The organism is Candidatus Campbellbacteria bacterium (genome assembly GCA_024653945.1).
GTDB lineage: Bacteria > Patescibacteriota > Minisyncoccia > Phycocordibacterales > EsbW-18 > EsbW-18.
In genome coordinates this window covers 122,313-148,239 of record JANLIT010000004.1, presented here as the reverse complement: position 1 = coordinate 148,239, position 25,927 = coordinate 122,313, and the positions used below count along the sequence as shown (strand labels likewise).

The window sequence follows — 25,927 nt, the reverse complement described above, 5'->3', positions numbered from 1 at the left end:
TTTTCGGAGTATCGACCCTCTGAGAGGCGAAGCTAACGCGTTAAGTTGTCCGCCTGGGTAGTACGACCGCAAGGTTAAAACTCAAAGGAATAGACGGGGGCTCGCACAAGCGGTGGATCATGTGGTTTAATTCGACGCTAAACGAAGAACCTCACCGAGGCTAGACATCCAGACGAATCGTAGAGGAAACTTTACGAGCCTTCGGGCGGCTGGACAGGTGATGCATGGCTGTCGTCAGTTCGTGGCTTGAGCTGTTCCCTTAAGTGGGGTAACGAACGCAACCCCTATTGTCTGTTATACGTGTCAGACAAGACTGCCCAGCACAGAGAACATGAGGCGTGTAGCATGTAACATGTAGCAAGAAAATTCTTTGCTTCATGTTTCATGTTTCATGTTTCGTGGGTTCCGTGCTGGGAGGAAGGTGGGGATGACGCCAAGTCAGCATGTCCCTCTGATGCCTCGGGCTACACACGTGATACAATGGGTGGTACAACGGGTCGCGCGGCGGTAACGCCAAGCCAATCCTAATAAAGCCATCCTCAGTTCGGATTGAGGTCTGCAACTCGACCTCATGAAGTTGGAATCGCTAGTAATCGTGGGTCAGAATACCACGGTGAATACGTTCTCGAGCCTTGTACTCACCGCCCGCCAAGTCAAAAGAGTCGGGAATACCCGAAGTTCCCATTTATTGGGACCGAAGGTAAGTTCGATAATTAGGGTTAAGGCGTAACAAGGCACGGCTAGCGGAAGCTGGTCGTGGATTTAGTCAAATGACAATCGTTCGATGCGAGATGAGAAGCTAAGCTCCCCTTTGGGAGCTTAGCTTCCAAAAATCTCACATTCGAATCTAGGCGGTCGATATCATGTACCTCAATTGAGTACGTGATGGATAGTAACTGGACATCCTTAAGTCAGTTGGACACCAGGGAAAGACCGGTTGAGCAGAACAAAAGAAAGACTGTGATATAAACATGTAACGTGTACCACGAAGCATGTAACAAAAAATAGGGAGCCCCGTTTTCGCATCGCGAAAACGGGGCTTTCGTGTATTTCTATATACAAAAATACCCCGCGCCATTTGGCGCGGGGTATTTGTTTTCGTTTCTATAATTCGTCGCGTGCTTCTTCCGCAAGGTCCTGTGCTTCCTCTGCCGAATCAATTGCATCTTCGTACTCTTCATCGTCAAATGAATCTTGTGCATCATCAAGTGCATTCTCCGCATCGTTGAGAAGTTCTTCCGCATCATCGACGTCATCACCATCGTCTTCTGCTTCAATGATTGCATCACGTACTTCGTCGATAGTGTCCTCCGCATCCTCAATTGCCTCATCTGCGTTGTCTTCATCACTGCCACCAGCTTCATCACTGGCGTCTTGTGCTGAATCAAGTGCACGCTGTCCGCGCTTCACCGCATCCTCATAGTCCTCGTCAATAAATGCATACAGTGCATTGAGCAACTTCTCCCGGGCACTAGCAAGTTCGTTTTCTGCTTCGGTCACGGTTTCGCCATCGTCTTGGGCGTTATCAATCTCGTCTTCTGCGTCATCAATCGCATCAATCACATCTTTGAGCAATTCACGTGCGTCCTGTTCTTCAGAACTAGCATCTTCTTCGGAGTCATCTGGCTCTGTCGGCGTTGGTTGCTGCACTGGTGTGGGTGTGACGGGTGTTGGTGTGCCTGAAGTGAGTTCCAGATATTTTCCACGTGATACGGGTCCAAAATATCCCGTTGCCGACATAATGCCGTTGAGTGTTTGCCATGCCCCAACTGCAATCTGTGTTTTTTCACGGAAGAGAGATGTTTCTTGTCCAGGCGCACCGGGGCCATCTTGTGCAATCGTGATACCGGCGCTGTTTAGGTATCGCTGTAAACAGCGGATATCCTCACCTTGCATACCGAGTTCTAGGTCGCGTTCAAACACACACTCACTTGCGGCGTATGTGGTTGATGAAAATGAGAGTAGTGCCACGACAGCAATGCTTGTGAAAAAAAATGTGATGTGACGTGTGTTCATACTAGTGTATTTACGTGATAAACAATCTACGTATTCCTGCATACGCAGGAAACGAAATTAATACCCACAGTATATCAAGTGTTGTGCGTGCAGGATTGAGTGTCGGTGGATAATTTTTTAAGGTACTGAGGAGGTAGTTTTGTATTCGACCCCATTAGATATTTTTATAGTACCTACATATGTTGTATGGCGAGTATCTAACGGGGTATACAAAAAATACTGTAGGTGCATACTGAGTGTTGGATATCGTTTCGGAGAACCATCTCTCAATATCAGGAGGGAAGATATGCTATCACCTGGCAATTCTGCACGAGTTGTTTTTGTGGTGGTGGTGTGGAGCGCGGTTTTCTCAGTGGCCGCTCCCATCTGTGCCGTCGCTTCCGTCCGCATGTATCTTAGATCGAAGTGGAAGTTGGATTGGTTTCCCGAGAAGTAAACCCCGCCGATCCTATGTATAAAACTATGGATGGCGGGGTGTTGTTATTTTCCGAAGGTTAAACCTTCGGAAAGCGTTTAAATATACTATTTTTAGCCTGTTTCGGGTGAATCCCTAACGTAGGTATTGACAAAGTGCTTGTTTGTGCTACCATAAACAACGGATGAATCGGGGAATTTTCCCCACGTACAATTTAGGAGGAAGTCATGCCGAAATATTTGATTGTCTTCAAGAACCCGTTGAGGGGTCGTAAGAAGGCACCTGATTCAGTGCTCATCTGTTCGGAGATACGAGAGTTACAAGATGATGCTGCTGCGGTGATATTGTTGAACCGGGCGACGTTGGGAACTTCCCCGGACGATGTTCAGCTTCTTCGGGTTGAAGAAGTCAACCGAACCAACGTGGAGGTACCATGATGGAACTTGGTCTCAAAGTTCTGGGAATTGTGGCAGGGGCCCTGTTCCTCTCATGGATTTCTGCAAGGGTTGTCCTCTGGCTTCTCTATCGGCTCGCTTGTTGGGTCGAAAAAACCAAGGCACGAAAAACCGAAGCACGAAAGGAAACCACATGAGCAATTTGATGAAGGTGGCAATTGCCTTCTTCACCGTCGCGTTCGTTCTCTTCGGGGTTGCGGGCATCTTCGTTCTCCAGAACGCAGATGCGCGTGTCGAGGAAGAGCAAATCGGCAAGCAGTTGCCCGTGCCGCACGACGGCTCCAGTATCTTCGGTTTTTCTCTCTGCTCAGGTGTCTTCATCGCCGTTGGTTTGATCTTGGTGGTTAGTGCCACGACCAAGCCGCTTCCGAAGTCGGCCTTCGGAAAGATGTAGTCACCGTGTCGGTTCAACCCCGGCACACAAACAGTCCGTCACCCTTCGGGGAAAGGCGGCTGTTTTTTTATCCAGCACTTAACTTAAGTGCTGGGTTTATACAAAACTATTCTCTAATTCGCGCGAATTAGAGAATAGAATAGTGGTTTTTTATAGCAAACTATCCGTGTACCGATATATCGGTACAATTGAGAAAAAAAGACTATTCTGCTATATTTGTTTCACTTGCGCTTGTGCAAGTATGAACAATGCGCGCGTAGCTCAGTTGGTAGAGCATTCGACTGATACTCGGAGGGTCCTAGGTTCGAATCCTAGCGCGCGCACTGAAATATTTGACTTCCTATTTACAGAAGCGTATTGTGCGTTTAGATTTTGTAGTACCGTCGGTAATTCCACCGACGACATGTCGCCCGATAGGGCCCACCGGATACGGAGGAAGACATGGGGGAAGGGAAGAAGTTCACGGAAAACAAACTGCTTGTGCAATTTATTGGTTCGAGAAAGACCAATCGATGGCGGGAGGAGATTGCCCTCTTCTTCGCCATTGTGGTCCCGGCGCTTCTGGTGCGAGAGCGAGGTGTAGTGGCGGAAAAAGGAAGACTCACCTTCGGGGCGCAGGAGACCCTCTTCAAGGTGGGGCTCCCAGGAGTTCAGGGCACGGGGGTCGCTCTGATCGAAGATGGGAAAGAAGGATGGCGTTTCTTCTGGATATGTCACCCGCATGGCTCGTTTGACATCGGCGGGGTTTACTTTAAAAGTGGAAAGAGGGAGAATCGTCTTTCGCGCCTTCCCAACGAACTCGTGTTGCCGTTCCGCAGGGCACTTCCCACAATTCTCACCGAGATTTGTGCAGTGTTCCCGAAACTTGCCGAAGACCTTGATTACTACGCGTGGGCCGCTGGGCAGAAAGTCAGTGGCACTATGTAATTGCTCTTCATCTCAAAGCCCCGCCGTGCGAACACGGCGGGGCATGATGTTTTTAGAAGGTATCTTTGCTACTATCACTCTACCGGGCGAGTGGCGAAATTGGTAGACGCGCTACGTTCAGGTCGTAGTTCCCGCAAGGGATTGGAGGTTCAAATCCTCTCTCGCCCACAAAATAAAGAACCGGAAGTGCAAGCTTTCGGTGATTTTATTTTGTAGGGTAGAGGAGGACGAGAAAGGCACAGGCGGTACACAAGACGAGCGAAGCGAGTGCTTGTCGCCGAGCCGGGGTTGAGAGTACTTAGGATTTTAATCGCGAAGCGAGTAAAATACTTAGTAACTCGTGACCAAATCCTCTCTCGCCCACATGAGAAATTTATTTAGACAACTTCGAAAAAAACGCTTTGCATACGAACCACTCGTAGAGGTTCGTATTTCAAAAGATGCCCTTCTGTACAACTTGAATGTATTTGCCAGCTGTGCTCCACAGTGGGGAATTGCACCAGTACTCAAAGCAAATGCGTACGGACATGGACTTGTGGATGTTGCACGTATCCTTGAAGACAAACCTGAAATTTCTTTTTTTGTTGTGGATTCATACTACGAGGCACTCGTGTTGCGCAACGAAGGTTTGCGCACTCCAATTTTGGTTATTGGATACACGCTAACGAATAACATTTTAGAAAGTACTCTTTCAGATGTTGCATTTACGGTTGGTTCTATAACGCAACTTCGGGAACTTGTTGAAAAAAAAGTACGACAAGCGCTTCACTTAAAAATAGATACAGGTATGCACCGACAAGGTATAGCACTGTCTGATGTTCCTTCTGCTCTTGATCTTGTGCTTAAAAATAGAAGTGTGCGCATTGAAGGTGTGTGTTCGCATTTTGCCGATGCGGATGGAGAAGACGACGCATTCACTCGAGAGCAAATTCGTCAATGGAATGAATTTACCAAAACATGGCGTACACGTATTCCCGATACAAAGTATTATCACATCAGCCACACGGCGGGTATGCGTTTTGTGAAAGAAATTTCTGCAAATGTCGGACGGCTCGGCATTGGGCTCTATGGTATTGCATCGGGCACAAACCTGAAACCAGCGCTTGAAATGAAAACGCGTGTGACGGCTCTGCGTCTTGTGCCAAAAGGTGAAACCGTCGGATACAACAACACATGGACTGCAAAGCATGACACACTTGTTGCCACCATTCCTGTTGGATACTACGAAGGTGTTGATAGACGCCTTTCAAATAAAGGTTTTGTACAAGTGAAAGGTAGTATGTGCCCCATTGTCGGTCGTGTGAGTATGAACATGACGACTGTTGATGTAACAGATGTAACCGATGTACAAGAAGGAGGTGAGGCGATTGTTATGAGTATTCATCCAGAAGATAAAAATTCGATTATGAATATGGCACAAACGTGCAACACCATTCCGTACGATATTCTGGTACATATTCCGTCGACTCTACGGCGTGTCATGATATAGTACCTGCCACATGCCAGACAACTATTTTAAAGGGAAAAAAATAACACTGATGGGTCTCGGACTCCTTGGGCGAGGAATTGGTGATGCGATTTTTTTGGCACAACATGGTGCGGAGCTTTGTGTGACAGATATGAAAACCGTTGAACACTTGGCTTCGTCAGTTGAGAAGCTGAAAAGTTTTCCAAACGTTTCATTTACGCTCAGCGAACACAAACTCACCGATTTTCAAAACCGCGATATTGTTATTCGCGCCGCAAACGTGCCACCTGATTCAACATTTCTTGCTGAAGCAAAAAAATACAACACACCAATTGAACAGAGCGTGTCTCTTTTTGTGCGTCTTTTACACGAATACAAAAAAGGACTTGGAAAAGAAAAAGAGAAATATCTTATTGGCGTGACAGGAAGTAAAGGGAAGACAACAACCACGCATTTGATTGCAGAAATGCTCATTCGTGCGTTTCCACACAAGCGCGTGCGTATGGGAGGAAATATTCAAGGAGTTTCAACGTTGTCATATTTAGATGACCTACAACCAGATGACATATTTGTGCTTGAACTAGATTCGTGGCAACTGCAGAGTTTTGGAGACTCAAAAATGAGTCCGCATGTGTCTGTATTTACGACATTCATGCCAGACCATATGGACTACTACTTGAAAGCTACCAGCGATAACGCTGGGAGCGATACGATTAGTGCGAGCGGTGGCTCGCGCATTATCAAGCAAGCCGACCTCGGTGTCGCCAAAGGCGACTCGGCTTATGGTGGGGATACCTTAACAGCGCCGGAGGCGCTAGAGAAAGCAATGGATCGTTATTTCAACGACAAGGCAAATATATTTTGTTTTCAAGGAGAAAAGGATATGTGTTTTATAGGAACGAGTGTGTCACCGTGGGTTGAAAAACACCACCCACACCACGCACCACGTCTCAAATACGGCGAGAAGAAAATGTTTCCATCCCACTCACTGTCACTACAAGGGAAACACAACGAAGAAAACATCACACTCGCCGCATCCGCGGCTCGTGAATTAGGTGTTCCAGAAAATATAATTGAAGATGTTGTTGCTAGTTTTGCTGGAGTGGCGGGGCGTTTGCAGTTTGTGTTTGAAAAAGAAGGGGTAAAGTACTACAACGACACGACGGCAACAATGCCAGAGGCAACAATGGCGGCGCTACGCGCTTTAAGCTCGAAATCCGAAACTCGAAATCCGAAAGAAAGAAATATTATTTTGATTATGGGTGGTATGGACAAACAACTTCCTATGGGGGAACTCATGAATGAATTACCACAACATTGCCGTGCACTTGTTTTATTGAAAGGGGTAGGAACGACGCGCATACGCCCTCTGATTCACGATGAGGATTTTGATTCTGTAACAGAAGTTGAGAGTATGCAGGAGGCGGTTACAACGGCGCGTCGCGCTGCGCGAGTCGGTGATACAATACTACTGAGCCCCGCATTTTCGTCAAAAGGAACGTTTATCAACGAATATGACCGTGGGGATCAGTTTATGAAGGCAATTCAAAAAATCTAGTATGGGCCATCTTTTTCAATCGAGCGACAAACTTCCATTCCATGTCTCCATAGGAGCTGTGCTTACTGATGAGCAGGGACGTGTGTGTTGTCATTTTTTTAATAGCGACACAATGCTTGCTTCACGTGGAATAACAGGAGCAATCCACCTACTGATGCGTGAGACACTTGAACCAGGAGAAACTATAGAAGGAGCACTCGTGCGTGGTCTTCGTGAAGAATTTGGTGCAACAGGTGTTATACGAGGATATCTTGGGTCAATTCAATCGACATTTCCACGACCCTCAAGTGGTAGTATGGTTGAGAAAACAACCCTCTACTTTCATGTAGAGAAGCAAAGCCTTGACGAATCATTGCGAGCGAAAGACGATCTTGAGGCGGGGAGCGTTATTCAGTGGATTGAGCCGAAAGAATTACACGATATTTTTATTGAACAAGGAAAACGATTTGAACGAACAGATTTAGATGAATCAAAAATTATTGCAAGCTATATCAACCATGTCGCTCAATCTTAATAAAACAAAACACATTCACTTCATCGGCGTTGGGGGCATTGGTGTTTCTGCTATGGCACGGATGATGAAGTACCACGGTAAACACGTGAGTGGTTCGGATAGAGTACTGTCGCCCATTACACACGACCTGGAAAACATTGGTGTGCGTGTGCGACCAGGGCACGATGAACACCATGTTCCATTGTTTGCTGATTTGGTCGTGTATTCGCCAGCAATTGCAGGGGACAATCCAGAAATGATTCGTGCGCGAGGTTTGCATATCCCCACGCTTTCATATCCAGAAGTACTTGGAGAAATTTCAAAAGAAGCTTTTACCGTTGCGGTATCGGGTACACATGGAAAGACAACAACAACTGCAATGATTGCAGACGTGTTGGCAAAAGATATCAATCCAACGGTTATCGTGGGTTCCTTGCTCAAAGGGGGACGTAGTAATTTTGTTCCGGGGCATACAAAACGTTTTCTTGTTGAGGCGTGCGAGTACAAACGTTCTTTTTTACATTTGCATCCGAGTGTGTTGGTGATTACCAACATTGACGAAGACCATTTGGATTACTACAAAGATTTGAAAGATATTCAAAGTGCGTTTCGAGAGTTGGCCCTCAAAGTGCCTTCGTATGGTGCCATTGTGTGCAACACCGATGATTCTGTTGTACAAGAAACACTCGCTGGTATTTCAGTTCCTATACTCAACTACATGGCGCATTACAATCCAGACCGAGAACTTTTTGTGTTTGGTGAACACAACACAAAGAATGCCGCTATTGCACACACTGTCGGTGAATTTTTCAGTGTTCCCGAAGAAACTATCAACGACGCGCTCGCGAATTTTCGGGGAACATGGCGGAGAAGTGAATATAAAGGACGTACCACACGGGGAACAGAAGTATTTGATGACTATGCACATCACCCACAAGAAATTCGTACCACGCTCGCTGGTTTTAAAAAACGATTTCCTGATAAAAATATTGTTGTTGTGTTTCAGCCACATCTCTACAGCAGAACAAAAACTTTTTTTAACGATTTTGCAGAAAGTTTTCATAATGCCAACAGGGTTCTTTTGGCACCAATTTACGCGGCACGAGAAGCGCACGACCCTTCAATATCCCACCACATGCTGGGCGATGCGTTGCGACAGTATGGTAAACAGGTAGAATCATACGAAACGCTTGATGCACTCTCGCACACGCTTTCTCGAAGTGTTGAGCCGAACGATGTTGTTATAACGATGGGCGCAGGAGACATTTACAAAGTTGGCGAACGCCTATTGGTATAGCGTTGACTTATGTAGATATTTCTGGTATTTTATTTTAGGAAGTTCAATAATAACTACGCAGGAATACGGGGGTTCATGTGAATAGGCTCAAGGAATTCTACAGCGATCTTCACTGGAAGTACTCGGGATGGTGGGCGAAGCTTCTGTTGTTCGTCATGGCGCTACTCCGTTTCATTCCGGAGCTCGTTCTGTTTGGTCTCGTGAGCGCACTCGTTTCATTTTCAAGTACGATGTACAGCATTGCCACTACAGTGTGGGCGATGCGCAAGGGCTGGGATGATCTCGCTGCAGAAGATTCGGTACGGCTCGAAAAAGCCTTTTGGTTTGTCTTTCTGTGGTTGCCACTAGGACTACCTTCGGCGATTCTCGCTTTGATGAGCGCTCTTCTCGCAGGGGGCTTCAATACGTTCTTGTCGGCAAACCAATGCGACGTTGTCTCTACGGTTCTTGCGAAGATGAGGTTTAAAAAAACGGCGTTTCAAATTGCGCAGGCGGGCCTCCTCAGAAATCCGAGTCAGCACACGAGAGCCCTTCTCACAATGACATCGCTCGAGTGCCTGCCACAGGATTACCCGAGCAAACCGTCGGCAATCTTCATCGGCCTTGCAGCCGTAGAAGAGATTGCCGCCGAGCTTGTCGTCTCTGGTTCGTTGTATGAAAAAAAACAGGCCGGTCGCATCTTCAACAGAATCGCGGACTTTCTTGAGAAGGAAGGTCCAAATCAGGGGATGCGCGTGGCAAAAATCCGTGAATTTACTCGGAGACTGAACGCCGGGCTCGGTCTCGATGATCAGCTTCTCAAGCATCCGTGAATGTAGTTTCGTCCTGTGAGGGAGTTTTCCTCGCAGGACATTTCGTTTTATAGTATACATATCCTATGGAAGAAAATCTCGGAACACTTTTTATAGTCGGTACACCAATTGGGAACTTGGAAGACGTAACTCTTCGTGCACTTCGCACGCTTAAAGAAGCGGATGTTATTTTTTGTGAAGATACACGTGTGACCAAACGACTTTTAGATAAGTATGACATTCACACACGCACATCCTCGTTGAATGCACGTACCGAACACGCAAAAATTGGTTCAGTGATGGGGGCGCTCACTGAAGGAAAAAAAGTTGCACTGGTGTCTGATGCGGGAACTCCGGGAATTTCAGACCCAGGGTCTCTTGTAGTTTCAGTTATTCGAGAAAAAATGCCCGACGTGCGTATTGAAGCAATTCCAGGACCTTCGGCATTAACAACTGCGCTCTCCATCGCTGGGGTACCTATTGCTGACTTTGTATTCCTCGGATTTTTACCTCACAAGAAAGGACGGCAAACTCTTTTTAAAGAAATAGCAGAATCAAAACGTGCAACAGTGTTTTATGAATCACCCCACAGAATAATGAAGACACTCGCCGTGCTTGCAGAATCACTTGATGCAACACGAACTATTTCAATCGCGCGTGAACTTACCAAAATCTATGAAGAAATTGTACGCGGAAATGCACAAGAAGTATTGGCCCACTTTGAAACACGGAAGGAAAAACAAAAAGGTGAGTTTGTAGTTATTGTATCCAGCAAAAAGTGAGTTTACCTGCCCCGTAGCGAGCCCTGCCTGCGGCAGGCAGGTGTACTCTGCTACTGGGGTGGTGATTGTATCGGGGGAATAGTGTTCTATATAAGGACGTATCTATTTTTGTTTTTCATTTCATTCGATATATCGAATGAAATAGTGCGATATATCGCACTAGAAAAAAGAAATGCGTAGCAAAAAATATGGGTATGTACCGATATATTGGTACATACCAAAAATAAAGAAAATAGAAACTGGCCGCTCAACAGGGTATATCCAACACTCACCTCACCATGATTTCCCGTTTACACATTTGGTAAGACGGTGAGCGCGGGATATACTCTCTGGTATGACCAAAAAACAGACCACGGTTCTCATTGTACTCGGCATTATTCTGAGCATTGGACACGTTATTGCCATTCCTCTTATGTGGAAAGAATGGATAAGTGTTCTGGGGGGCCTATTTCTTCTTGGGTGGGGACTTTATTTACGGTACGAAAAAAAATCTTCAACACAACCAACTGATATTCAGGCATGAACACGGCACCACAAAAAAAGAAAGTAATGCCCCATGCACACAAGATTGTTGTGGGGTCTTTGGTGACTGCCACCATTCTGTGCGTAGGTTTTTTTGTTGCACCAAATGTCTTTTCTTCAACATACACGCGGATGGCCGAGCGCGCAGAGGTGCTTGCTGAAAAAATAGAGAAAAAAGAAGTTCCTGATGTTGTACATATGCCAACACCAGAACCCATGAAGGCAATTTATATGTCGCAGTGTGTTGTCGGTACACCTTCATTCCGTGACAAGCTCGTGGTACTTATTGATGAGACAGAACTCAACAGTGTCATTATTGACGTAAAAGATTTTTCAGGAAAGATTGGATTTACAACTGACAACCCAATTCTTGCCCCTGCGGTGTCGGACGCGTGCGGAGCGCGCGACATGAAAGCATTTATTAAAACACTCCACAGTAAAAATATATATGTTGTTGCCCGCATTACTGTTTTTCAAGACCCGTACTACACATCAGTGCATCCAGAGCTTGCGGTGAAGAAAGCGAGCGACGGAAGTGTGTGGAAAGACCACAAAGGTTTGGCATTTATTGATGTCGGAGCAAAACCATTTTGGGAATATATTGTGGAGCTCGGACGTGAATCATACAAGATTGGATTTGATGAACTCAATCTTGATTACGTTCGGTATCCAAGTGACGGTAACATGAAAGATATTGCATTCACATTTTCGAAAGGAGTATCAAAAGCAGAAATGTTGGAGCGATTTTTTTCATTCTTCTATGAATCTTTTGCTACGGGTGAAACACCAACATCTGGGTTACGTCCCTCACGCCGTGATTCGTCAGATATAACTCGGCCAGCTCTTTCTGTTGATTTATTTGGATATACAACAACAAACACTGATGACCTCGGTATTGGACAAGTGCTTGAACGCGCGTTGCCATATTTTGATTTTGTCATGCCAATGGTATATCCATCACACTATAATTCAGGATTCATTGGTATTGCGAAGCCCGCAACAAGTCCATATGAAGTGGTGAAGTATTCCATGGACAGATCCACACAGCGCGCGCGACTTTTGGGTGCCGCGGAGGTCTCAACAGCAACGTCGACAATTATGGTTTTCTTGCGTGAGCAATCGCAAAAAGGACACGGTAATATCAACGCACAACAAATGCGTCCATGGTTGCAAGATTTTGATATGGGGGCAACGTATACTCCCGAAATGGTGCGCGCACAAATGCAGGCAACATATGATGCCGGCCTGACTTCATGGGCCCTCTGGGATGCGGGGAATACGTATACACGCGCCGCACTCTTGAATCAATAACGTTTTCCATACACCTTGCCGTTCATTATTTTTTGATGTATGGTGTCATCAGATTACAAAAGAAGGAGGTGAAAATGAACCCCGTATCTCAAACTTTTTTACAGGACATGGTTATCAGGGACCATGCCGTAAGAAGGTTCAAGGAGCGTGGTCGGATAGTTGGGTGGAGACCTCTGCCAGGACTTTCAGTACTTGAAGAGATTCGGTTTCTTCTCCTACTTGCTGAGCCCTGCTGGTGTATACCAGGAGAGAGAAGGCATCTTCGGAAACGAAGATACGATTGGCTCTATGGTCCAAGTACGCTTTTCCTGCACATTGGTCCATGGAGATTTGTTGCACACACGCGCGGGGCTTTGTTTACCGTAGAGCTAGATATACCTCCCTATGGTGTGGAAGTGCTCGGTGGTGTTCTCGGTGCTTTTTTGAAAACCTCACCACTCTTTAAACTCGAAGAAGTTGCTCGGCACAATGCTGGGCGACACCACAACAACCACTTTTTCTTGGGGGGTGACGATGTTTCTCAATAGGTGGGGTTGGTTCCGTTGGAGAACGAGCATCAAGGCGGGAGACATTGCTCTCCTCCTTGTTGGTTACCGTACAGGAACGGTGACTGTGCGAGTGGAACGTCGTGGAAAGGCACTTCAGTGGAGGACCATTGGCTTTCTCAAGGGTCGGGAAGAGGAGGTCTTTGAGAAAGTTATCATGTGCCAGTCGGAGATTGAGCGCATGCTCCATGTCTTGGCGCGCGGATTCGGACTCGCTGGTTTCACGAAGTGCGAGCCCGACGACGAGCGCAAGAAGATGGGGTGGATCGCGTTCCGTCTTGTCTGACCTCTTCTCCATCGTGTTCTTTTTGAAAAACACACAGGCTTCACGCCGAGCCGTCCGCAAGGACAGCTCGGCGCTTTTTCTTTTTGCTCGTTGTGCTTCTTGCCCCGTGAGATAACCTATCCAATATATACAATACTGATGGGTGTGGTGAGTAAATATCTCATGGGGTATACTACAGATAGTTCACTATGTTCTATTTTCACGCACATGTTTGATCCAAATCGTATTACGTACATCGGTGAAACGGACTACCGCAACAAGCGAGTGAAGTTTGGTATTAAAGCAAAAGACCGGCTTCGCCACGTGTACACCATCGGAAAGACGGGAACAGGTAAATCAACACTTCTTGAAAATATGGCTGTGCAAGATATTCAGAACGGCGAAGGGTTTGCGTTTCTTGACCCGCACGGAAAAAGTGCCGACTTACTTTTGGATTACATTCCAGAAAACCGCATTAATGATGTGGTGTATTTTGCGCCATTTGACCTCAATAACCCCGTTGCGTTTAATGTGATGGAAGATGTTGGTCCTGATAAGCGCCACCTTGTGTTGGCTGGTTTGATGTCTGCGTTTAAAAAGATTTGGGTTGATGCATGGAGTGCGCGTATGGAATACATTCTCAACAACACTATTTTGGCACTTCTTGAATATCCAGATTCAACACTTTTGTCTGTTAACCGTATGCTTGTTGATAAAGATTTTAGAAACAAAGTGGTCGCACACGTAACGGACCCGGGAGTGAAGGCGTTTTGGGAGCAGGAGTTTGCAAAATATACTGACAAATTTGCCGCAGAAGCAACACCTGCAATTCAAAACAAAGTCGGACAATTTACAGGTAATCCTGTTATTCGAAATATCATCGGTCAACCAAAATCTACCTTCAACATTCGTGACATGATGGACCAGAAAAAAATTCTTATCATCAATCTTTCAAAAGGACAGGTCGGTGAAGACAACGCAAACCTTCTTGGTTCAATGATTATCACAAAAATTTATCTTGCGGCAATGTCACGCGCCGACCTACGCGAATCAGAATTAAATAAACTACCAAATTTTTATTTGTATGTGGATGAATTTCAATCATTTGCAAATGAATCATTCGCCGACATTCTTTCAGAGGCACGAAAGTACAAATTGAATCTTACTATTGCACACCAATACATTGAGCAAATGAGTGATGAAGTACGTGCGGCTGTATTTGGCAACGTTGGGACACTGGTGACGTTCCGTGTCGGTGCGATTGACGCTGAATACCTAGAAAAGGAATTTTCACCAACATTTACTGCGGAGGATTTGGTGGGTATTGGTGCGTTCAAAATGTATTTGAAATTAATGATAGATGGAATGGCATCTGCCCCATTTTCAGCTGCTGGACTGTCTCCCATTACCCCTCCTGAAATATCATATCGTGATGTCGCCATTGGTCGTTCGCGAGCCCAGTTCTCGCGCCCACGAGCCATTGTTGAAGATGAGATTTTGAAATGGCACCAAAAACGTTTTAATGTTGCGGATGATCTTAAAAAAGAGAAAGAGAAAGAGGGAGAAAAATCTCCCCAGAGTCGTCCGCACGAAGAAGTTCGTGCTCATACACAGCAACCTACACATCGTTCTCAAAATCAGTCACACAACCAACCACAAAGACGTTTTAATGATACAAAACAAGCAAGCACGTCTATAGATAGGGAAACTGAGATTAGAAAAGCGGTATCTCTTTCGCACTTGCAACACCATGAAAAACCGCGAGAAAAAAAACCAAACAAGGGGCCGACACCAGAGCATCTTTCAGAATTGCGTCAGGCACTCTCGGCTGTTACAGGTAAAGCATCCACTTCAACCCCAGCTTCAATACCAAAGCCAGCTTTTGCACCAGTGTCAAATTCGGAGGCAACGCCTCCAAACGGAGGCGTTGCCTCCCAGGCGCAAAAACCTCCAGAAGAAAAACCAAAAGAGCAAAAAACAAACGAAGTTCCTGAGGCCGTGCTCAAGAAACTTTTTGAACGCGAAGGAGGAGAAAAATAATTTTAAAAAAACAGAGCCCCAGTCTCCATGTGGAGACTGGGGCTCTTTAGATTCTTTTTATCTCCGTATTGCTACAGTGTGCGGATATGATAAAAAATACACTATTATTTTTGTGCGCATTGGCCATGTTGCCAATGGTGACAAATGCGCAAATTATTATTAATGAAATCGCGTGGATGGGCACAACGGTATCGGCAAATGACGAGTGGATTGAACTTTATAATACGGGGGCAGAAAGCGTATCGTTGTCTGGATGGAAACTGTGGGCACAAGATGAAGATCCAAAAATTACTCTATCTGGCGAGATTCCGACAGGAGGATACTTTCTTCTTGAGCGTACCGACGATGAATCAGTTCTAGGTGTTTCTGCTGGGGTTATTTATACTGGAGGACTTGGTAATACCGGGGAAACATTGGAGTTATTTGATGCGAGTGGGGCGGTTGTAGATAGTGCCATTGGTGCTACAAACTGGTCTCTGGGAGGAGATAACACAGCCAAGAACACACCACAGCGACAAGCAGACAATTTGTGGATTACAGGGGTGCCAACTCCAGGTGTGCAAAACAGCACGGAACACATAGCGCCAAGTACGGGCGAAGTAAAAGGGGCAAGTACAAGCACAACATCAACCACGACAAAGAAGACCTCTGTGGGATATACACAAAACCTTTTTGTGTATGCGGGGGAAGATATGCAGGCAATTGCTGGCGCATATGCGTTTTTTGAAGGATACGGCGTTGATAGATTTGGTGAACACACCGGTGTGAGTAAGTATCGGTGGTCATTTGGAGACGGTGACGATGGAGAAGGAAAAAGTACTTCTCACATATACAGATTTCCGGGAACATATACAGCCGTAACATCAATTTCAGCACAATATCAACACGCACACGATGGTGTTTCTGTTCATGTTATATCTGCGGACGTGTCACTTTCTTCCGTACTCTATGGTGAAGATGGATACGTTGAAATTTCTAACAATAGTGATGTGGCGTTAGACCTTTCGTTATGGAAATTACAAGCAGAATATGCAGAAGGTAAAAAGCGCGGACACGTATTTACAATTCCCATGACTACCACTATCGCACCGCACACAAAGGTTCCATTTCCCGCAACGATAACAAAAGTGCAGTTGAAAGAAACAGATCGTGTGGCACTCATCTATCCAAATGGAAAAGAAGCGGCGGCTTTTGAAGGTGTTCTCTACAATATTGAGGATATGAAGGCGCGCATTTCAAAAAAGAAATAACATATGTGGCCATTTGTGCTTTTATGGTTTGTGATTATTCTCGGAACCACTCTGTTGGTTGCGTACCAGCACTTTTTTGAAACACACAAAACTAATTCTATAGCAGACATAGCGGGCGAAATAGAAATTATTGAAGAATTCAGGTAAGTCCAAAGTAATAGAAGTTAGGGGTTAGAGGTTGGGAGTTGGTGGTTAGTTTTGGTTTGGTTTTTTTGGTAGTTCTGGCAGGACGTTGTGGCGTGGTAGGATAGGGGAATGGAACCGCGTCGAATACTCATATTTTCCCTCATGTATCTGCCGTTTGTTGGCGGAGCAGAGTTGGCGGTGAAAGAAATTACCGACCGAATCAACCCCTCTGAAATGGAGTTTGACATGATTACTCTACGAGCCGACAGCACACTTCCTATTGTTGAGAGAATGGGGAATATTACCATCCACAGAATTGGTCCTTCGAAACGGGGAATGTCGCATCAAGATCTAAAACGTTTTCCGTGGTATTTCATCAAAATTCTCTACCCAATTCTTGCCGCACGTAAAGCGCTCTCGCTTCATAAGACAAAACCATATGATGCGATGTGGTCTTTGATGACGTACATGGGATTTCCAGCTGTGCTCGCGCGTATGTTTGGAATGAAGGTTCCGTTCATATTGACACTTCAAGATGGAGATACTGTTGAACACATAACATCACGTCGTCGTATTCGGTTTGTGTCCCCGCTCTTAAAAAAGATTTTCCGTGACACGGCGTGTGTACAGGCAATTTCAAACTTTCTTGCGGATTTTGCTCGTGCTATGGGTCATACAAAAAAAGTAGTTGTTATTCCTAATGGGGTAACCATTTCACAGTACCTCGCTGTTTCATCTGACAGTGTGGAACGTGTTAAAGGCGAACTTAAAAAAAAAGATGACGAAATATTTTTGGTCACCACATCACGACTTGTTGAGAAGAATGGAATTACGGATGTCATTTCTGCGCTCCCATTACTTCCAGAGAATATTCGTTTTATTTTGTGCGGTGAAGGACCACTTCTTGATACATTACAACAACAGGCAAAAGATCTTGGTGTGAGGGAGAGAATTATATTTTTAGGAAACATGTCGCGCGAACTGCTTCCTTCGTATCTCCATGCGTCAGATATTTTTATTCGGCCGTCTCTATCAGAGGGGTTGGGAAGTAGCTTCCTAGAAGCGATGGCTGCTGGACTTCCAGTGATTGCTACACCTGTCGGTGGTATTCCCGACTTTTTGTTTGATGTTGAGGAATACGGAGACAAAGCAACGGGTGTTTTTTGTGAAGTACACAATCCTGAAAACATTGCCTTTGCTGTGAAGCGACTTATTCAAGATGTTGGTATGCGTCAAAGGATTTCTCAGAATGGTCGAGCACTTGTTGTTGAAAAATATGATTGGGACATAGTTGCGCGGTCAATGAAGGATACTCTAGAGAGTGTTTCGTTAGGCGAGGTTTCCAGCTATTATAAAAAAGAGTCAAATAAAGAAAAATGAGCAGAAAAATATACCACCACAAGTTCTATAATTCGATAGAACTATAGAAAGATAGAATTATAAAATGCGTGATACCGTACAAAAATGAAAATTTTGATAGCAACAGGGATATACCCACCACATGCAGGCGGACCGTCATACTATGCGGAGAGTTTGAAAAATGAATTTGAAAAACTCGGCCACAAAGTTACCGTACGAACTTTTTCTATCGAACGACATCTCCCAACAGGTATTCGTCATCTCGTCTATTTTTTCAAAACATTTCCCGCATATCTTTTTACTGATTGGACACTTGTTCTCGACACATTCAGTGTTGGTATACCAATAGGGTGTATGCGGAAACTTTTTGGAGGTGTCGCAATTCTCCGCACTGGAGGAGATTTTTTGTGGGAACAATTTGTTGAACGAACGGGAAAGAAAATTACATTTACCGACTTTTATAACCACGAAGGAGAATTTACTACGAGAGATAAAGTTATAAAGCGACTCACTCAAATATTTCTTCAATCGCTTACACATATTGTCTTTAGTACCGAGTATCAAAAAAATATATGGCAGAAGTCATATGATTTTCACACCATCCCAACGAGTATCATTGAAAATCAATACGATCTTAGTCCACAACAATCGATTACTCAGAAAGAAACAAAAGAATTTATTACGATTAGTCGGCCGATGAAATTAAAAAATGAAGAACTATTACAGCAAGCATTTAAAATTGCCCAAAAGAAAGTTCCTACTATTACACTTACTGTAGACCACAATATTCCCCGAAACGAAGTTATGAACCGACTCAGAAGCGCCTATGCAGGTGTTGTTGTTTCACTAAGTGAGATTAGTCCTAATTTTGTTATTGAGTTGTTGTCGATGGGTAAACCGGCGATTGTTACAAAAGAAAACGGTATTCTTAATAGGATAGGGTCAGCGGTTATTGCTGTTGACCCTCTAAATGTCGAGGAAATTGCGAATGCAATTATTACCATTGCTGACGACGCAACGTATTTGCAGTATCAAGAAAAAATTAACCAATTATCAATTCGTAGACCTTACTCAGTTCTTGCCAAAGAGTTTATTGTCCTTGCAAGTAGTTTTTTACAGAAACACTAAAGAGTAAGTGTTTTCATCCATTCGTACGTTTTTTTCAATCCATCATTCCAGGGTGTTTTTGCTTTCCATCCAAGTAGGTTTTCAGCTTTTGAAGCATCTACATCTTCAAAGATTGTTTGATTTTTTCTTTGTGGAATAAAAAGTATTTCGGAGGATGAGTTGGTGAGAGATTTAATATCCTCGGCCATTTTAATTGCTGAGATGCGCTCAGTGGTTGAAAGATTAAAGATTTGTCCAAGAGCCTTTTCCTTATTTGAAAGTGGTGCAACTGTTCCTTCGACAAGGTCATCTACAAACGTAAGTGTACGCTCTTGTTTTCCGTCACCATGAACAGTGATAGGTAGTCTCAACATTGCTTGTTTAAAGAATACAAATGCGCCGAGTGCCTCTCGCATACCTTCGCCATAAATTGTTGCATAACGAAGTATTGTCCATGGCATGTCATAATTTAGACCATATCATCGTACAATCCATTCTCCCGCATACTTACTACATGCGTATAATTCAGATGGATTCGGTAGTGTTGTATCCTCGTTTTCTGGATGTTCTGTAACGTTACCATAGACACAACATGTTGAAGTATAAATAAGCCACTTATTATGTTTTGCACATGCATATGCGACATTGTGTGTACCGTCAACATTCACTGCAGTGCCTTTGTAACTTCCAGAGAGGTCAACCATCCGTGTCATGTCGGCTTCGGCGGCGATGTGATACACAACATCTACAGTGGCAACCGCAGCTTCAACTTGATCTCGATTTAATAAATCAAAACCATCTTGTATATCAAAACCGGTCACTGTATGTCCGAGTGAAATAAGACTCTCTTTAACCTTACGTGCAATAAAACCTCGATCACCAGTAAGTAGTATCTGCAGTTTCTCTTTCTTTAAAAAATCCATAATAAGAAATTATAGTGGTAAATACCCATTAACCCACAGAGAATACCATTGTTAGTGTGCCGTGAGAAGAGTGCTTTCATATGCTAAAATGGTCTTCTCTAGCAGAGAATCACTACCTATGAAAGTTATCTCTATTGGTTCAGACAAAAACCTTTTTATTGAAGGAAGTCCTGTTCGCGCCCGAATGGCATTCTACGGTCAGGCGTGCGATGAGTTGCACATCATTGCTCCTGGGGTTGGTGAGGTTCAAAAAATATCTCAGAATGTATTTTTACACCCTACAGGAACGACCAATCCGTGTATGCGGATTCGTCGCGCGGTTGCAGTAGGAAAATCTCTTTCCAGCTGTGACCTGATTACCGCACAAGATCCTTTTGAGTATGGTATTGCGGCGCTGCGGTTGGGGAAAAAGCTCGGTTTGCCAGTTGAATTACAAGTACACACAGATATTGGTAGTCCGTATTTTGGTAAAGGTTTTTCAGGTCAAGAGATACGAAACAAACTACGTATGATTGGTGTGGCCTCTCGACTTCGTCGTGCGGCATCTGTTCGTGTTGTTTCTGAACGTGTGGCAAAAGTCGTCCATGCTATGGGAGTGGCCCCCGAACGAATTTCCGTACTCCCTATGTTTGTAGCAACAGACCAGACGCCTCGTGTCCAACGTGCTCCATCAACAAAAGAGAAAGTAATTCTTATGGTTGGAAGATTGGAAAAAGAAAAGGATTATCCGACGGCACTTTCTGCATTTGCACGCGTGCACGCACAGATGCCTGATGCAAAACTATATATTGCACACAAAGGAAGTCAGCGATCCCACATTTTTACGCTCGCACGAAAATATAACTTGGAAAATGCAATTATATTTCTTGGTTTTGTACAAGATCTTACACCGCAACTAACAGAGGCACATGTTTTTCTTCACACATCTCGATATGAAGGTTTTTGTGCATCTATGGCAGAAGCAGCTCTTGCTGAAGTACCGATCGTGTCGACAAACGTTGGTATCGCGGGCACGGTGCTACGAGATGAGGAACACGGACACATAGTTCCCGTGGGTGATGTTCAAAAGATAGCCAATGCACTTATTGATACACTCGCGCATCCTCAAAGAGCCCACGAGAGGGCCCTCCTTGCGGCGGGAGTGGTTTCTCAACTTTTGTTGTCATCAGAATTATATGTCGCCAAACTTAAACAGAACTGGAGCGCAATCAAAAAATAACACATGCGGTTACTCATCATTACTCAAGTACTTGATACAGAGCATCCAATCCTCGGTTTTTTTCATGCGTGGATTGAGGAGTTTGCAAAACACTGTGAATCAGTGATTGTTATTTGTTTACAGGAGGGAAAACACTCGTTGCCCAAAAATGTTCGAGTGCTTTCATTAGGAAAAGAAAAGAAAGTATCACGAATCCAGTATCTCAAACGCTTTTTTAGATATATTCGTGAAGAACGTGATAATTACGATAGTGTGTTTGTACACATGAATCAGATATACGTCATTCTCGGTGGATTGTTATGGAGGTTGTGGAAAAAGCAAATTGCTCTTTGGTACATGCACAAACATGCGTCGCTCTCGCTTCGTATCGCGACTCCTTTGGTGCACACTATTTTTACCGCATCTCCGGAAAGTTTTCCGTTGCGCACTCGTGCCGTCCAGTACGTCGGACACGGCATAGATACGGACCTCTTTACCTTTCGTACACACCGCACAAGTGATGAACTGCACCTTGTTACTGTAGGAAGAATATCTCCGGTGAAAGACTTGGAAACAGTCGTTGATGTGATATCTGTGATGCACAAAAATGAAGCACACTGTTTGTTGTCTATTGTTGGTGATGCAGAAACAAGATCACAACACACCTACAAACACAGCATTATTGAGCGCATTAAAGACCGTGAGATTGAGGCGTTTATTTCTTGGAAAGGTTCACAATCACACGCTGAGATTGCAAATATCGTTGGTGAGGCAGATGTGTTTATTCATGCGAGTCGTACAGGTAGTTTAGATAAAGTTGTTTTGGAAGCACTTGCCGTTGGTACACTGCCAGTAACCTGTGATCCAACACTTGCAGAAGACCTGTCCGAAGATCTCAAACGGGTTTGTTGTGTGCCTCAAAGCGACGTGCAGGCATATGTGCGAGCCCTTATGTTTATCCGCGCATTGTCGGATGAAGAATCAGACCGTTTACGTGAGGGGGGTAGAGAGTATGTGCTACACAATCACTCGCTATCGGCGCTTATCCCGAAAATACTTTCCTATTTGTAAGTACATGCCGGGGTTCAAAAACATGATATAGTTTTGCCTATGGATGCCCAAAAAACATTTGAAAATAATCGCTGGCTGTCGGGAAATCAAAAGGCTCAGTTTAGACACCAAGCTTGTTTAGATATGGTTGTTGATGGGTCGGTTCTTGATGTCGGTTGTGGGGACGGTCTGTTGCTCTCCATGCTTGCTGAAAAAGGGATATTGGGCGAAGGCATTGATTTTTCTGAGGAGGCGGTACAGAAATGTGTATCTCATGGCGTGCGCGCCACACAACATGATTTAAACGGAAAATTACCCTTTCCTGACAACTCATTTGATTACGCAGTCGCTCTAGATGTACTCGAGCATCAATTTGACCCGCTTTTTTTGTTGTGTGAAATGACCCGCGTTTCACGAAAAAATGTTATCATCGGAGTTCCAAATTTTTCTTCATTTCCTGCACGTTTTCAAACTCTTTTTGGACGCGTTCCTGAAAATAATAGACCAAATAAAGGCCATGTGTATTGGTTTAATTATCACGTGTTACAGAATATGGCATCACAAGCAGGTCTTCGTGCGGTGGTATGTAGTATGAATACGTTCAAACCATTGTCCTTCTTCGGCACGGTTTTTCAACGAGCGTTTCCAAACATGTGTGCATTATCTTTTGTTATTTGTTTTACGAAATCATCATGAACCCATCTACAAAACAATACACACTATCGTTTTTCACACAGAATGGTTTTCCAACAGAGAATCCATTCCCTGGTAAACGCCTTTTACATGTTGGATGTGGGCATTCGAAAATATCGGGAGCTCTTGGTATGGACGTGCTAGCATTGCCCGAAGTTGATGTGGTACATAACCTTGATGTAGTACCGTGGCCATTGCAAGACGCTTCAGTAGATATCATTTTTGGACACAGTGTTCTCGAACACGTGACTGACATTGTCGCGTTTATGGACGAGGCGTGGCGCGTACTTGCTCCAAGGGGGAGGCTCATTGTTGCGGTTCCGTATTTTCGCTCGACTGACAGTTTTACGGATATTACACACAAGCATTTTTTTACATCGGAATCACTGGACTATTTTTTTGTAGAGAACACACCTAAATCACATTTTCAATACAGTGCTCACACATGGAAACGTATTGGTTTTTGGTATGGGTGGCCAGCACGGTCTCGTGGTTTTTTTACGCGATTATTTAAACGCTTTATTCAAAATCATAATCTATTCTACGATAGAAAGTTGTCGATTCTTGTACCCATTAAAAATCTTGTCTGGGAAATGGAACCAATAAAAAAATAAATCTGACATGAGTCAACGCATTGGAGTAATTGTAGATCCGTACGAAGAACACGAGCCGTCTGGTTTGGCGTACGTGACCGCCGAATATTTACACGGGCTTATACAATATGCACCACAATACGAATATGTGGTGTATACAAAACAGCCTTTTACACTTTTTCCTCTTTCACACAACGTACATAATGTCATTATTTCAAAATCGTTTCTTGGAAAAAATTTCTACTTTCTGAAAGAATATTTTTTTCATAGAGAGCGTTTTCCTGATGTGTTGATTTTTAACATGCCGTTGCTACCCCTCGTTCTTCCTAAGAATATAAAAACAGCGGTGTATTGTCACGAAGTACTCTACGAACCAGAGACGGCGGGGTGGAAACAGTGGTTTGTACACAAAATATGGCGCACTTTAGCTCACCCCACAATGAAGCGTGCTCGAGTTATTTTTACAGCAACGCACGCCACCGCACAGGAAATTGCAGACACATATCACACATCGTTAAACAAAATAAAGGTTGTTCCACACGGAATTCGTGAGGTACCCCAAGATATTGCACCACAAACATTTTTTAAAGGACCATACTTTTTGTTTGTTGGCCGTACAAAATATAAGAAAAATATGCACGGCATCATTGAAGGTTTTATTCGCTTTAAAGAACGAACACATGCACCCCACATACTTTGTTTGGCGGGAAAGACAAAAGATACACCATATCTTATGGGTCTTATAGAAGAAGTTTCTCGTCGGGGGTTTGGGGGGTCTCTTATTCGTACAGGATATGTTTCTGAAAAAGAGTTACTGTCACTACTCAAGAGTGCATCTGCATTTGTTTTTTGTAGTCTCGCGGAAGGTTTTGGTCTTCCTATTCCAGAAGCAATGAGTGTTGGGGTTCCTGTTATTACATCCAATATTCCAGTGTTATCTGAAGTTGCAGGTGGTGCGGCACTCTTGGTTGACCCCTACAATCCGGACACTATAGCGAGTGCGATGGAAAAAATTATCTCAGACACAAAATTACGAACAGAGCTTGTTGAAAAAGGTCTTCGGCATGTACAAAAATATACATGGGACACGGCATCGACGCTATTTACACAAGAGATTATTGCTATAGTGAATACATGAAACCTTTACTGTTGTACGTTAATCCGACTTTTCAGAGAGAAGAAGCACGTGTTTCTCCTCTTATGTATCCATTCTGGGGTGATAGCTCACACAAGACCGTTTCTTTTGGAGGAGCTTTCTCACAACATCAATTTGATACCTCATACTATAACGTTACAGACAACCCAGATATGTGTGATTGTCATTTTCTCCCGTTTAACTTTTGGGGGTTACAAAAAAAGAATCCTACTCGAATCAGTGAAACCGTTGCGTGTGCCAAACAACACAACAAACCACTACTTATTGATGCGTTTGGAGACACTATGCGTCCAATAGATATTCCAAATAGTATTGTTTTACGATTTGCTCAATATCGAAGATTGCTGACAGATCGAGATATTATTATTCCGGCATACATTGAGGATCTTTTAGAGTCAAGTCAAAACAACGTACTCACACTTCGTACAAAAGGAGCCATTCCTTCGATTGGTTTTGTTGGGTGGGCTAGTCTTTCTGTTGGAAAACACTTAAGAACATATATAAAAGAAGGTTTTATTCGTGCACGGTCACTCGTATTTTTAAAGGATGGAGTGTTTCGTAAGGGTATTTTCCTTCGTAGGGAAGTACTAAAAAAACTTTCACATTCAGGAGGTATTAGTACAGTATTTCAAACACGAAGTTCATACTCAGGCAATACGCGAACAGTGGAAGATGACCCCGCCATCTTACGCAAAGAATTTATTGACAACATTGTCGGAACCGATTACGCACTGTGTGTAAAGGGTGACGCAAACCAATCCACACGTTTTTACGAAGCACTTTCTCTCGGACGTATACCACTTGTTCTTGATACAGAATGCGTGTTTCCTCTTGAAAATAAAATTAACTACAGAGCATTCTGTCTTTTTGTTGACTATGCTGATCGATATACCACAGCAGAACGTGTGAGTGCATTTCACACAGAAATCTCCCAAGACTCTTTTCAGGAGATGCAAAAAAGGGCACGTGCTACATTTGAAACATATTTAAGAATTGACTCATTCACCCCATTTTTAGTTGAAGAAATACGAAAACGTCTCTAGTGGTATGATAGTCAGTATGAATGAACTATCTGGAGATACACCCCTTTCATGGGGTAAAAAGATTTGGTATCTACTGTATAACGCTACTAGAAACCTGCTTGGGTTAAGATACCCACTCCGCATGCGTTTTTGGTGCGCTCGCTTTAAGGG

Annotated in this window: 24 protein-coding genes, 2 tRNA genes, 1 rRNA gene and 1 pseudogene; 26 read left to right on the top strand and 2 right to left on the bottom strand. The window is 44.1% G+C overall.

All coding sequences use genetic code 11. The features are described from left to right. Positions 1-772, top strand: a 16S ribosomal RNA gene (locus NUW02_03770); the annotation flags it as partial. 332 nt (positions 773-1,104) lie between these two features. On the opposite strand, the gene NUW02_03765 is transcribed toward NUW02_03770, so the two are convergent. Continuing rightward, a complete protein-coding gene (locus tag NUW02_03765; protein MCR4275126.1) occupies positions 1,105-2,016 on the bottom strand; it encodes a peptidoglycan-binding protein in 912 nt (303 codons plus the stop codon). Positions 2,017-3,019: 1,003 nt separating this feature from the next. On the opposite strand from NUW02_03765, the gene NUW02_03760 reads away from it, so the two are divergent. The 19 genes from NUW02_03760 to NUW02_03670 all read left to right on the top strand — a co-directional run bounded on the left by NUW02_03760 (position 3,020) and on the right by NUW02_03670 (position 19,142). Further along, positions 3,020-3,280: a hypothetical protein gene (locus NUW02_03760; GenBank protein MCR4275125.1), complete on the top strand. Its 261-nt coding sequence runs from the start codon at positions 3,020-3,022 to the stop codon at positions 3,278-3,280. A gap of 250 nt (positions 3,281-3,530) precedes the next feature. Further along, positions 3,531-3,603: transfer RNA gene (locus NUW02_03755), tRNA-Ile, on the top strand. 118 nt (positions 3,604-3,721) lie between these two features. After that, a complete protein-coding gene (locus NUW02_03750; GenBank protein MCR4275124.1) occupies positions 3,722-4,207 on the top strand; it encodes a hypothetical protein in 486 nt (161 codons plus the stop codon). Between the two features lie 84 nt (positions 4,208-4,291). Further along, positions 4,292-4,375, top strand: a tRNA-Leu gene (locus NUW02_03745). 196 nt (positions 4,376-4,571) lie between these two features. Further along, positions 4,572-5,696, top strand: a complete 1,125-nt coding sequence (gene alr / locus NUW02_03740) for an alanine racemase (protein ID MCR4275123.1) — start codon at positions 4,572-4,574, stop codon at positions 5,694-5,696. A gap of 10 nt (positions 5,697-5,706) precedes the next feature. Continuing rightward, complete coding sequence (locus NUW02_03735) at positions 5,707-7,233, top strand: Mur ligase family protein (GenBank protein MCR4275122.1); 1,527 nt, start codon at positions 5,707-5,709, stop codon at positions 7,231-7,233. Between the two features lies 1 nt (position 7,234). Then, the gene (locus NUW02_03730) at positions 7,235-7,747 is read left to right on the top strand and encodes an NUDIX hydrolase (protein ID MCR4275121.1); all 513 of its coding nucleotides are present in this window, start codon (positions 7,235-7,237) and stop codon (positions 7,745-7,747) included. Then, entirely contained in the window at positions 7,731-9,023 is a 1,293-nt protein-coding gene (locus tag NUW02_03725) for a UDP-N-acetylmuramate--L-alanine ligase (protein MCR4275120.1), read from the top strand. The genes NUW02_03730 and NUW02_03725 overlap by 17 nt, the downstream gene beginning before the upstream one ends. A 155-nt stretch (positions 9,024-9,178) precedes the next feature. Continuing rightward, the gene (locus NUW02_03720) at positions 9,179-9,835 is read left to right on the top strand and encodes a hypothetical protein (GenBank protein ID MCR4275119.1); all 657 of its coding nucleotides are present in this window, start codon (positions 9,179-9,181) and stop codon (positions 9,833-9,835) included. Positions 9,836-9,900: 65 nt separating this feature from the next. Then, entirely contained in the window at positions 9,901-10,596 is a 696-nt protein-coding gene (gene rsmI, locus NUW02_03715; GenBank protein MCR4275118.1) for a 16S rRNA (cytidine(1402)-2'-O)-methyltransferase, read from the top strand. 334 nt (positions 10,597-10,930) lie between these two features. Next, positions 10,931-11,119, top strand: coding sequence for a hypothetical protein (locus NUW02_03710; protein MCR4275117.1), 189 nt, complete (start codon positions 10,931-10,933; stop codon positions 11,117-11,119). Beyond that, positions 11,116-12,429, top strand: coding sequence for a putative glycoside hydrolase (locus NUW02_03705; protein MCR4275116.1), 1,314 nt, complete (start codon positions 11,116-11,118; stop codon positions 12,427-12,429). Before NUW02_03710 ends, NUW02_03705 begins: the two co-directional genes overlap by 4 nt. 32 nt (positions 12,430-12,461) lie before the next feature. Further along, positions 12,462-12,956, top strand: a complete 495-nt coding sequence (locus NUW02_03700) for a hypothetical protein (GenBank protein MCR4275115.1) — start codon at positions 12,462-12,464, stop codon at positions 12,954-12,956. Next, positions 12,943-13,260, top strand: coding sequence for a hypothetical protein (locus NUW02_03695; protein ID MCR4275114.1), 318 nt, complete (start codon positions 12,943-12,945; stop codon positions 13,258-13,260). Before NUW02_03700 ends, NUW02_03695 begins: the two co-directional genes overlap by 14 nt. A 207-nt stretch (positions 13,261-13,467) precedes the next feature. Continuing rightward, complete coding sequence (locus NUW02_03690; protein MCR4275113.1) at positions 13,468-15,279, top strand: type IV secretion system DNA-binding domain-containing protein; 1,812 nt, start codon at positions 13,468-13,470, stop codon at positions 15,277-15,279. 86 nt (positions 15,280-15,365) lie between these two features. Further along, positions 15,366-16,529, top strand: coding sequence for a lamin tail domain-containing protein (locus tag NUW02_03685; GenBank protein MCR4275112.1), 1,164 nt, complete (start codon positions 15,366-15,368; stop codon positions 16,527-16,529). A 3-nt stretch (positions 16,530-16,532) separates the two neighbouring features. Beyond that, positions 16,533-16,676, top strand: a complete 144-nt coding sequence (locus tag NUW02_03680; GenBank protein ID MCR4275111.1) for a hypothetical protein — start codon at positions 16,533-16,535, stop codon at positions 16,674-16,676. Positions 16,677-16,784: 108 nt separating this feature from the next. Then, on the top strand, positions 16,785-18,035 hold the full coding sequence (locus NUW02_03675; protein ID MCR4275110.1) for a glycosyltransferase family 4 protein: 1,251 nt from the start codon (positions 16,785-16,787) through the stop codon (positions 18,033-18,035). Between the two features lie 84 nt (positions 18,036-18,119). Further along, entirely contained in the window at positions 18,120-19,142 is a 1,023-nt protein-coding gene (locus NUW02_03670) for a glycosyltransferase family 4 protein (protein MCR4275109.1), read from the top strand. Here NUW02_03670 and NUW02_03665 read toward each other — a convergent pair. Further along, a pseudogene (locus NUW02_03665) lies at positions 19,139-20,044 on the bottom strand (NAD(P)-dependent oxidoreductase). The gene NUW02_03670 and the pseudogene NUW02_03665 sit on opposite strands and share 4 nt — an antisense overlap. A gap of 118 nt (positions 20,045-20,162) precedes the next feature. On the opposite strand from NUW02_03665, the gene NUW02_03660 reads away from it, so the two are divergent. The 6 genes from NUW02_03660 to NUW02_03635 are packed head-to-tail and all read left to right on the top strand — an operon-like array spanning position 20,163 to position 25,777. Beyond that, positions 20,163-21,263, top strand: a complete 1,101-nt coding sequence (locus NUW02_03660) for a glycosyltransferase family 4 protein (protein ID MCR4275108.1) — start codon at positions 20,163-20,165, stop codon at positions 21,261-21,263. 3 nt (positions 21,264-21,266) lie between these two features. Further along, positions 21,267-22,313, top strand: a complete 1,047-nt coding sequence (locus tag NUW02_03655; GenBank protein ID MCR4275107.1) for a glycosyltransferase family 4 protein — start codon at positions 21,267-21,269, stop codon at positions 22,311-22,313. Positions 22,314-22,352: 39 nt separating this feature from the next. Next, positions 22,353-22,988 carry a methionine biosynthesis protein MetW gene (locus NUW02_03650; GenBank protein ID MCR4275106.1) on the top strand — a complete coding sequence of 212 codons (636 nt, stop codon included), beginning with the start codon at positions 22,353-22,355 and terminating at the stop codon, positions 22,986-22,988. Then, a complete protein-coding gene (locus NUW02_03645; GenBank protein ID MCR4275105.1) occupies positions 22,985-23,599 on the top strand; it encodes a class I SAM-dependent methyltransferase in 615 nt (204 codons plus the stop codon). The genes NUW02_03650 and NUW02_03645 overlap by 4 nt, the downstream gene beginning before the upstream one ends. Positions 23,600-23,606: 7 nt before the next feature. Beyond that, positions 23,607-24,716: a glycosyltransferase family 4 protein gene (locus NUW02_03640; protein ID MCR4275104.1), complete on the top strand. Its 1,110-nt coding sequence runs from the start codon at positions 23,607-23,609 to the stop codon at positions 24,714-24,716. Next, positions 24,713-25,777, top strand: coding sequence for a hypothetical protein (locus NUW02_03635; protein MCR4275103.1), 1,065 nt, complete (start codon positions 24,713-24,715; stop codon positions 25,775-25,777). Before NUW02_03640 ends, NUW02_03635 begins: the two co-directional genes overlap by 4 nt. The last annotated feature ends 150 nt before the right edge of the window (positions 25,778-25,927 follow it).

Excerpts from the sequence above, each read along its gene's own strand:
- rsmI (MCR4275118.1), top strand. The coding sequence starts at position 9,901 with ATGGAAGAAAATCTCGGAACACTTTTTATAGTCGGTACACCAATTGGG.
- NUW02_03690 (MCR4275113.1), top strand. The coding sequence starts at position 13,468 with ATGTTTGATCCAAATCGTATTACGTACATCGGTGAAACGGACTACCGC.
- NUW02_03720 (MCR4275119.1), top strand. The coding sequence starts at position 9,179 with ATGGCGCTACTCCGTTTCATTCCGGAGCTCGTTCTGTTTGGTCTCGTG.
- NUW02_03685 (MCR4275112.1), top strand. The coding sequence starts at position 15,366 with ATGATAAAAAATACACTATTATTTTTGTGCGCATTGGCCATGTTGCCA.
- NUW02_03635 (MCR4275103.1), top strand. The coding sequence starts at position 24,713 with ATGAAACCTTTACTGTTGTACGTTAATCCGACTTTTCAGAGAGAAGAA.
- NUW02_03695 (MCR4275114.1), top strand. The coding sequence starts at position 12,943 with ATGTTTCTCAATAGGTGGGGTTGGTTCCGTTGGAGAACGAGCATCAAG.
- NUW02_03735 (MCR4275122.1), top strand. The coding sequence starts at position 5,707 with ATGCCAGACAACTATTTTAAAGGGAAAAAAATAACACTGATGGGTCTC.
- NUW02_03705 (MCR4275116.1), top strand. The coding sequence starts at position 11,116 with ATGAACACGGCACCACAAAAAAAGAAAGTAATGCCCCATGCACACAAG.
- NUW02_03675 (MCR4275110.1), top strand. The coding sequence starts at position 16,785 with ATGGAACCGCGTCGAATACTCATATTTTCCCTCATGTATCTGCCGTTT.
- NUW02_03765 (MCR4275126.1), bottom strand. The coding sequence starts at position 2,016 with ATGAACACACGTCACATCACATTTTTTTTCACAAGCATTGCTGTCGTG.
- NUW02_03655 (MCR4275107.1), top strand. The coding sequence starts at position 21,267 with ATGCGGTTACTCATCATTACTCAAGTACTTGATACAGAGCATCCAATC.
- NUW02_03640 (MCR4275104.1), top strand. The coding sequence starts at position 23,607 with ATGAGTCAACGCATTGGAGTAATTGTAGATCCGTACGAAGAACACGAG.
- NUW02_03730 (MCR4275121.1), top strand. The coding sequence starts at position 7,235 with ATGGGCCATCTTTTTCAATCGAGCGACAAACTTCCATTCCATGTCTCC.
- NUW02_03725 (MCR4275120.1), top strand. The coding sequence starts at position 7,731 with ATGTCGCTCAATCTTAATAAAACAAAACACATTCACTTCATCGGCGTT.
- NUW02_03760 (MCR4275125.1), top strand. The coding sequence starts at position 3,020 with ATGAGCAATTTGATGAAGGTGGCAATTGCCTTCTTCACCGTCGCGTTC.
- NUW02_03650 (MCR4275106.1), top strand. The coding sequence starts at position 22,353 with ATGGATGCCCAAAAAACATTTGAAAATAATCGCTGGCTGTCGGGAAAT.
- NUW02_03710 (MCR4275117.1), top strand. The coding sequence starts at position 10,931 with ATGACCAAAAAACAGACCACGGTTCTCATTGTACTCGGCATTATTCTG.
- NUW02_03750 (MCR4275124.1), top strand. The coding sequence starts at position 3,722 with ATGGGGGAAGGGAAGAAGTTCACGGAAAACAAACTGCTTGTGCAATTT.
- NUW02_03670 (MCR4275109.1), top strand. The coding sequence starts at position 18,120 with ATGAAAATTTTGATAGCAACAGGGATATACCCACCACATGCAGGCGGA.
- NUW02_03680 (MCR4275111.1), top strand. The coding sequence starts at position 16,533 with ATGTGGCCATTTGTGCTTTTATGGTTTGTGATTATTCTCGGAACCACT.
- alr (MCR4275123.1), top strand. The coding sequence starts at position 4,572 with ATGAGAAATTTATTTAGACAACTTCGAAAAAAACGCTTTGCATACGAA.
- NUW02_03645 (MCR4275105.1), top strand. The coding sequence starts at position 22,985 with ATGAACCCATCTACAAAACAATACACACTATCGTTTTTCACACAGAAT.
- NUW02_03660 (MCR4275108.1), top strand. The coding sequence starts at position 20,163 with ATGAAAGTTATCTCTATTGGTTCAGACAAAAACCTTTTTATTGAAGGA.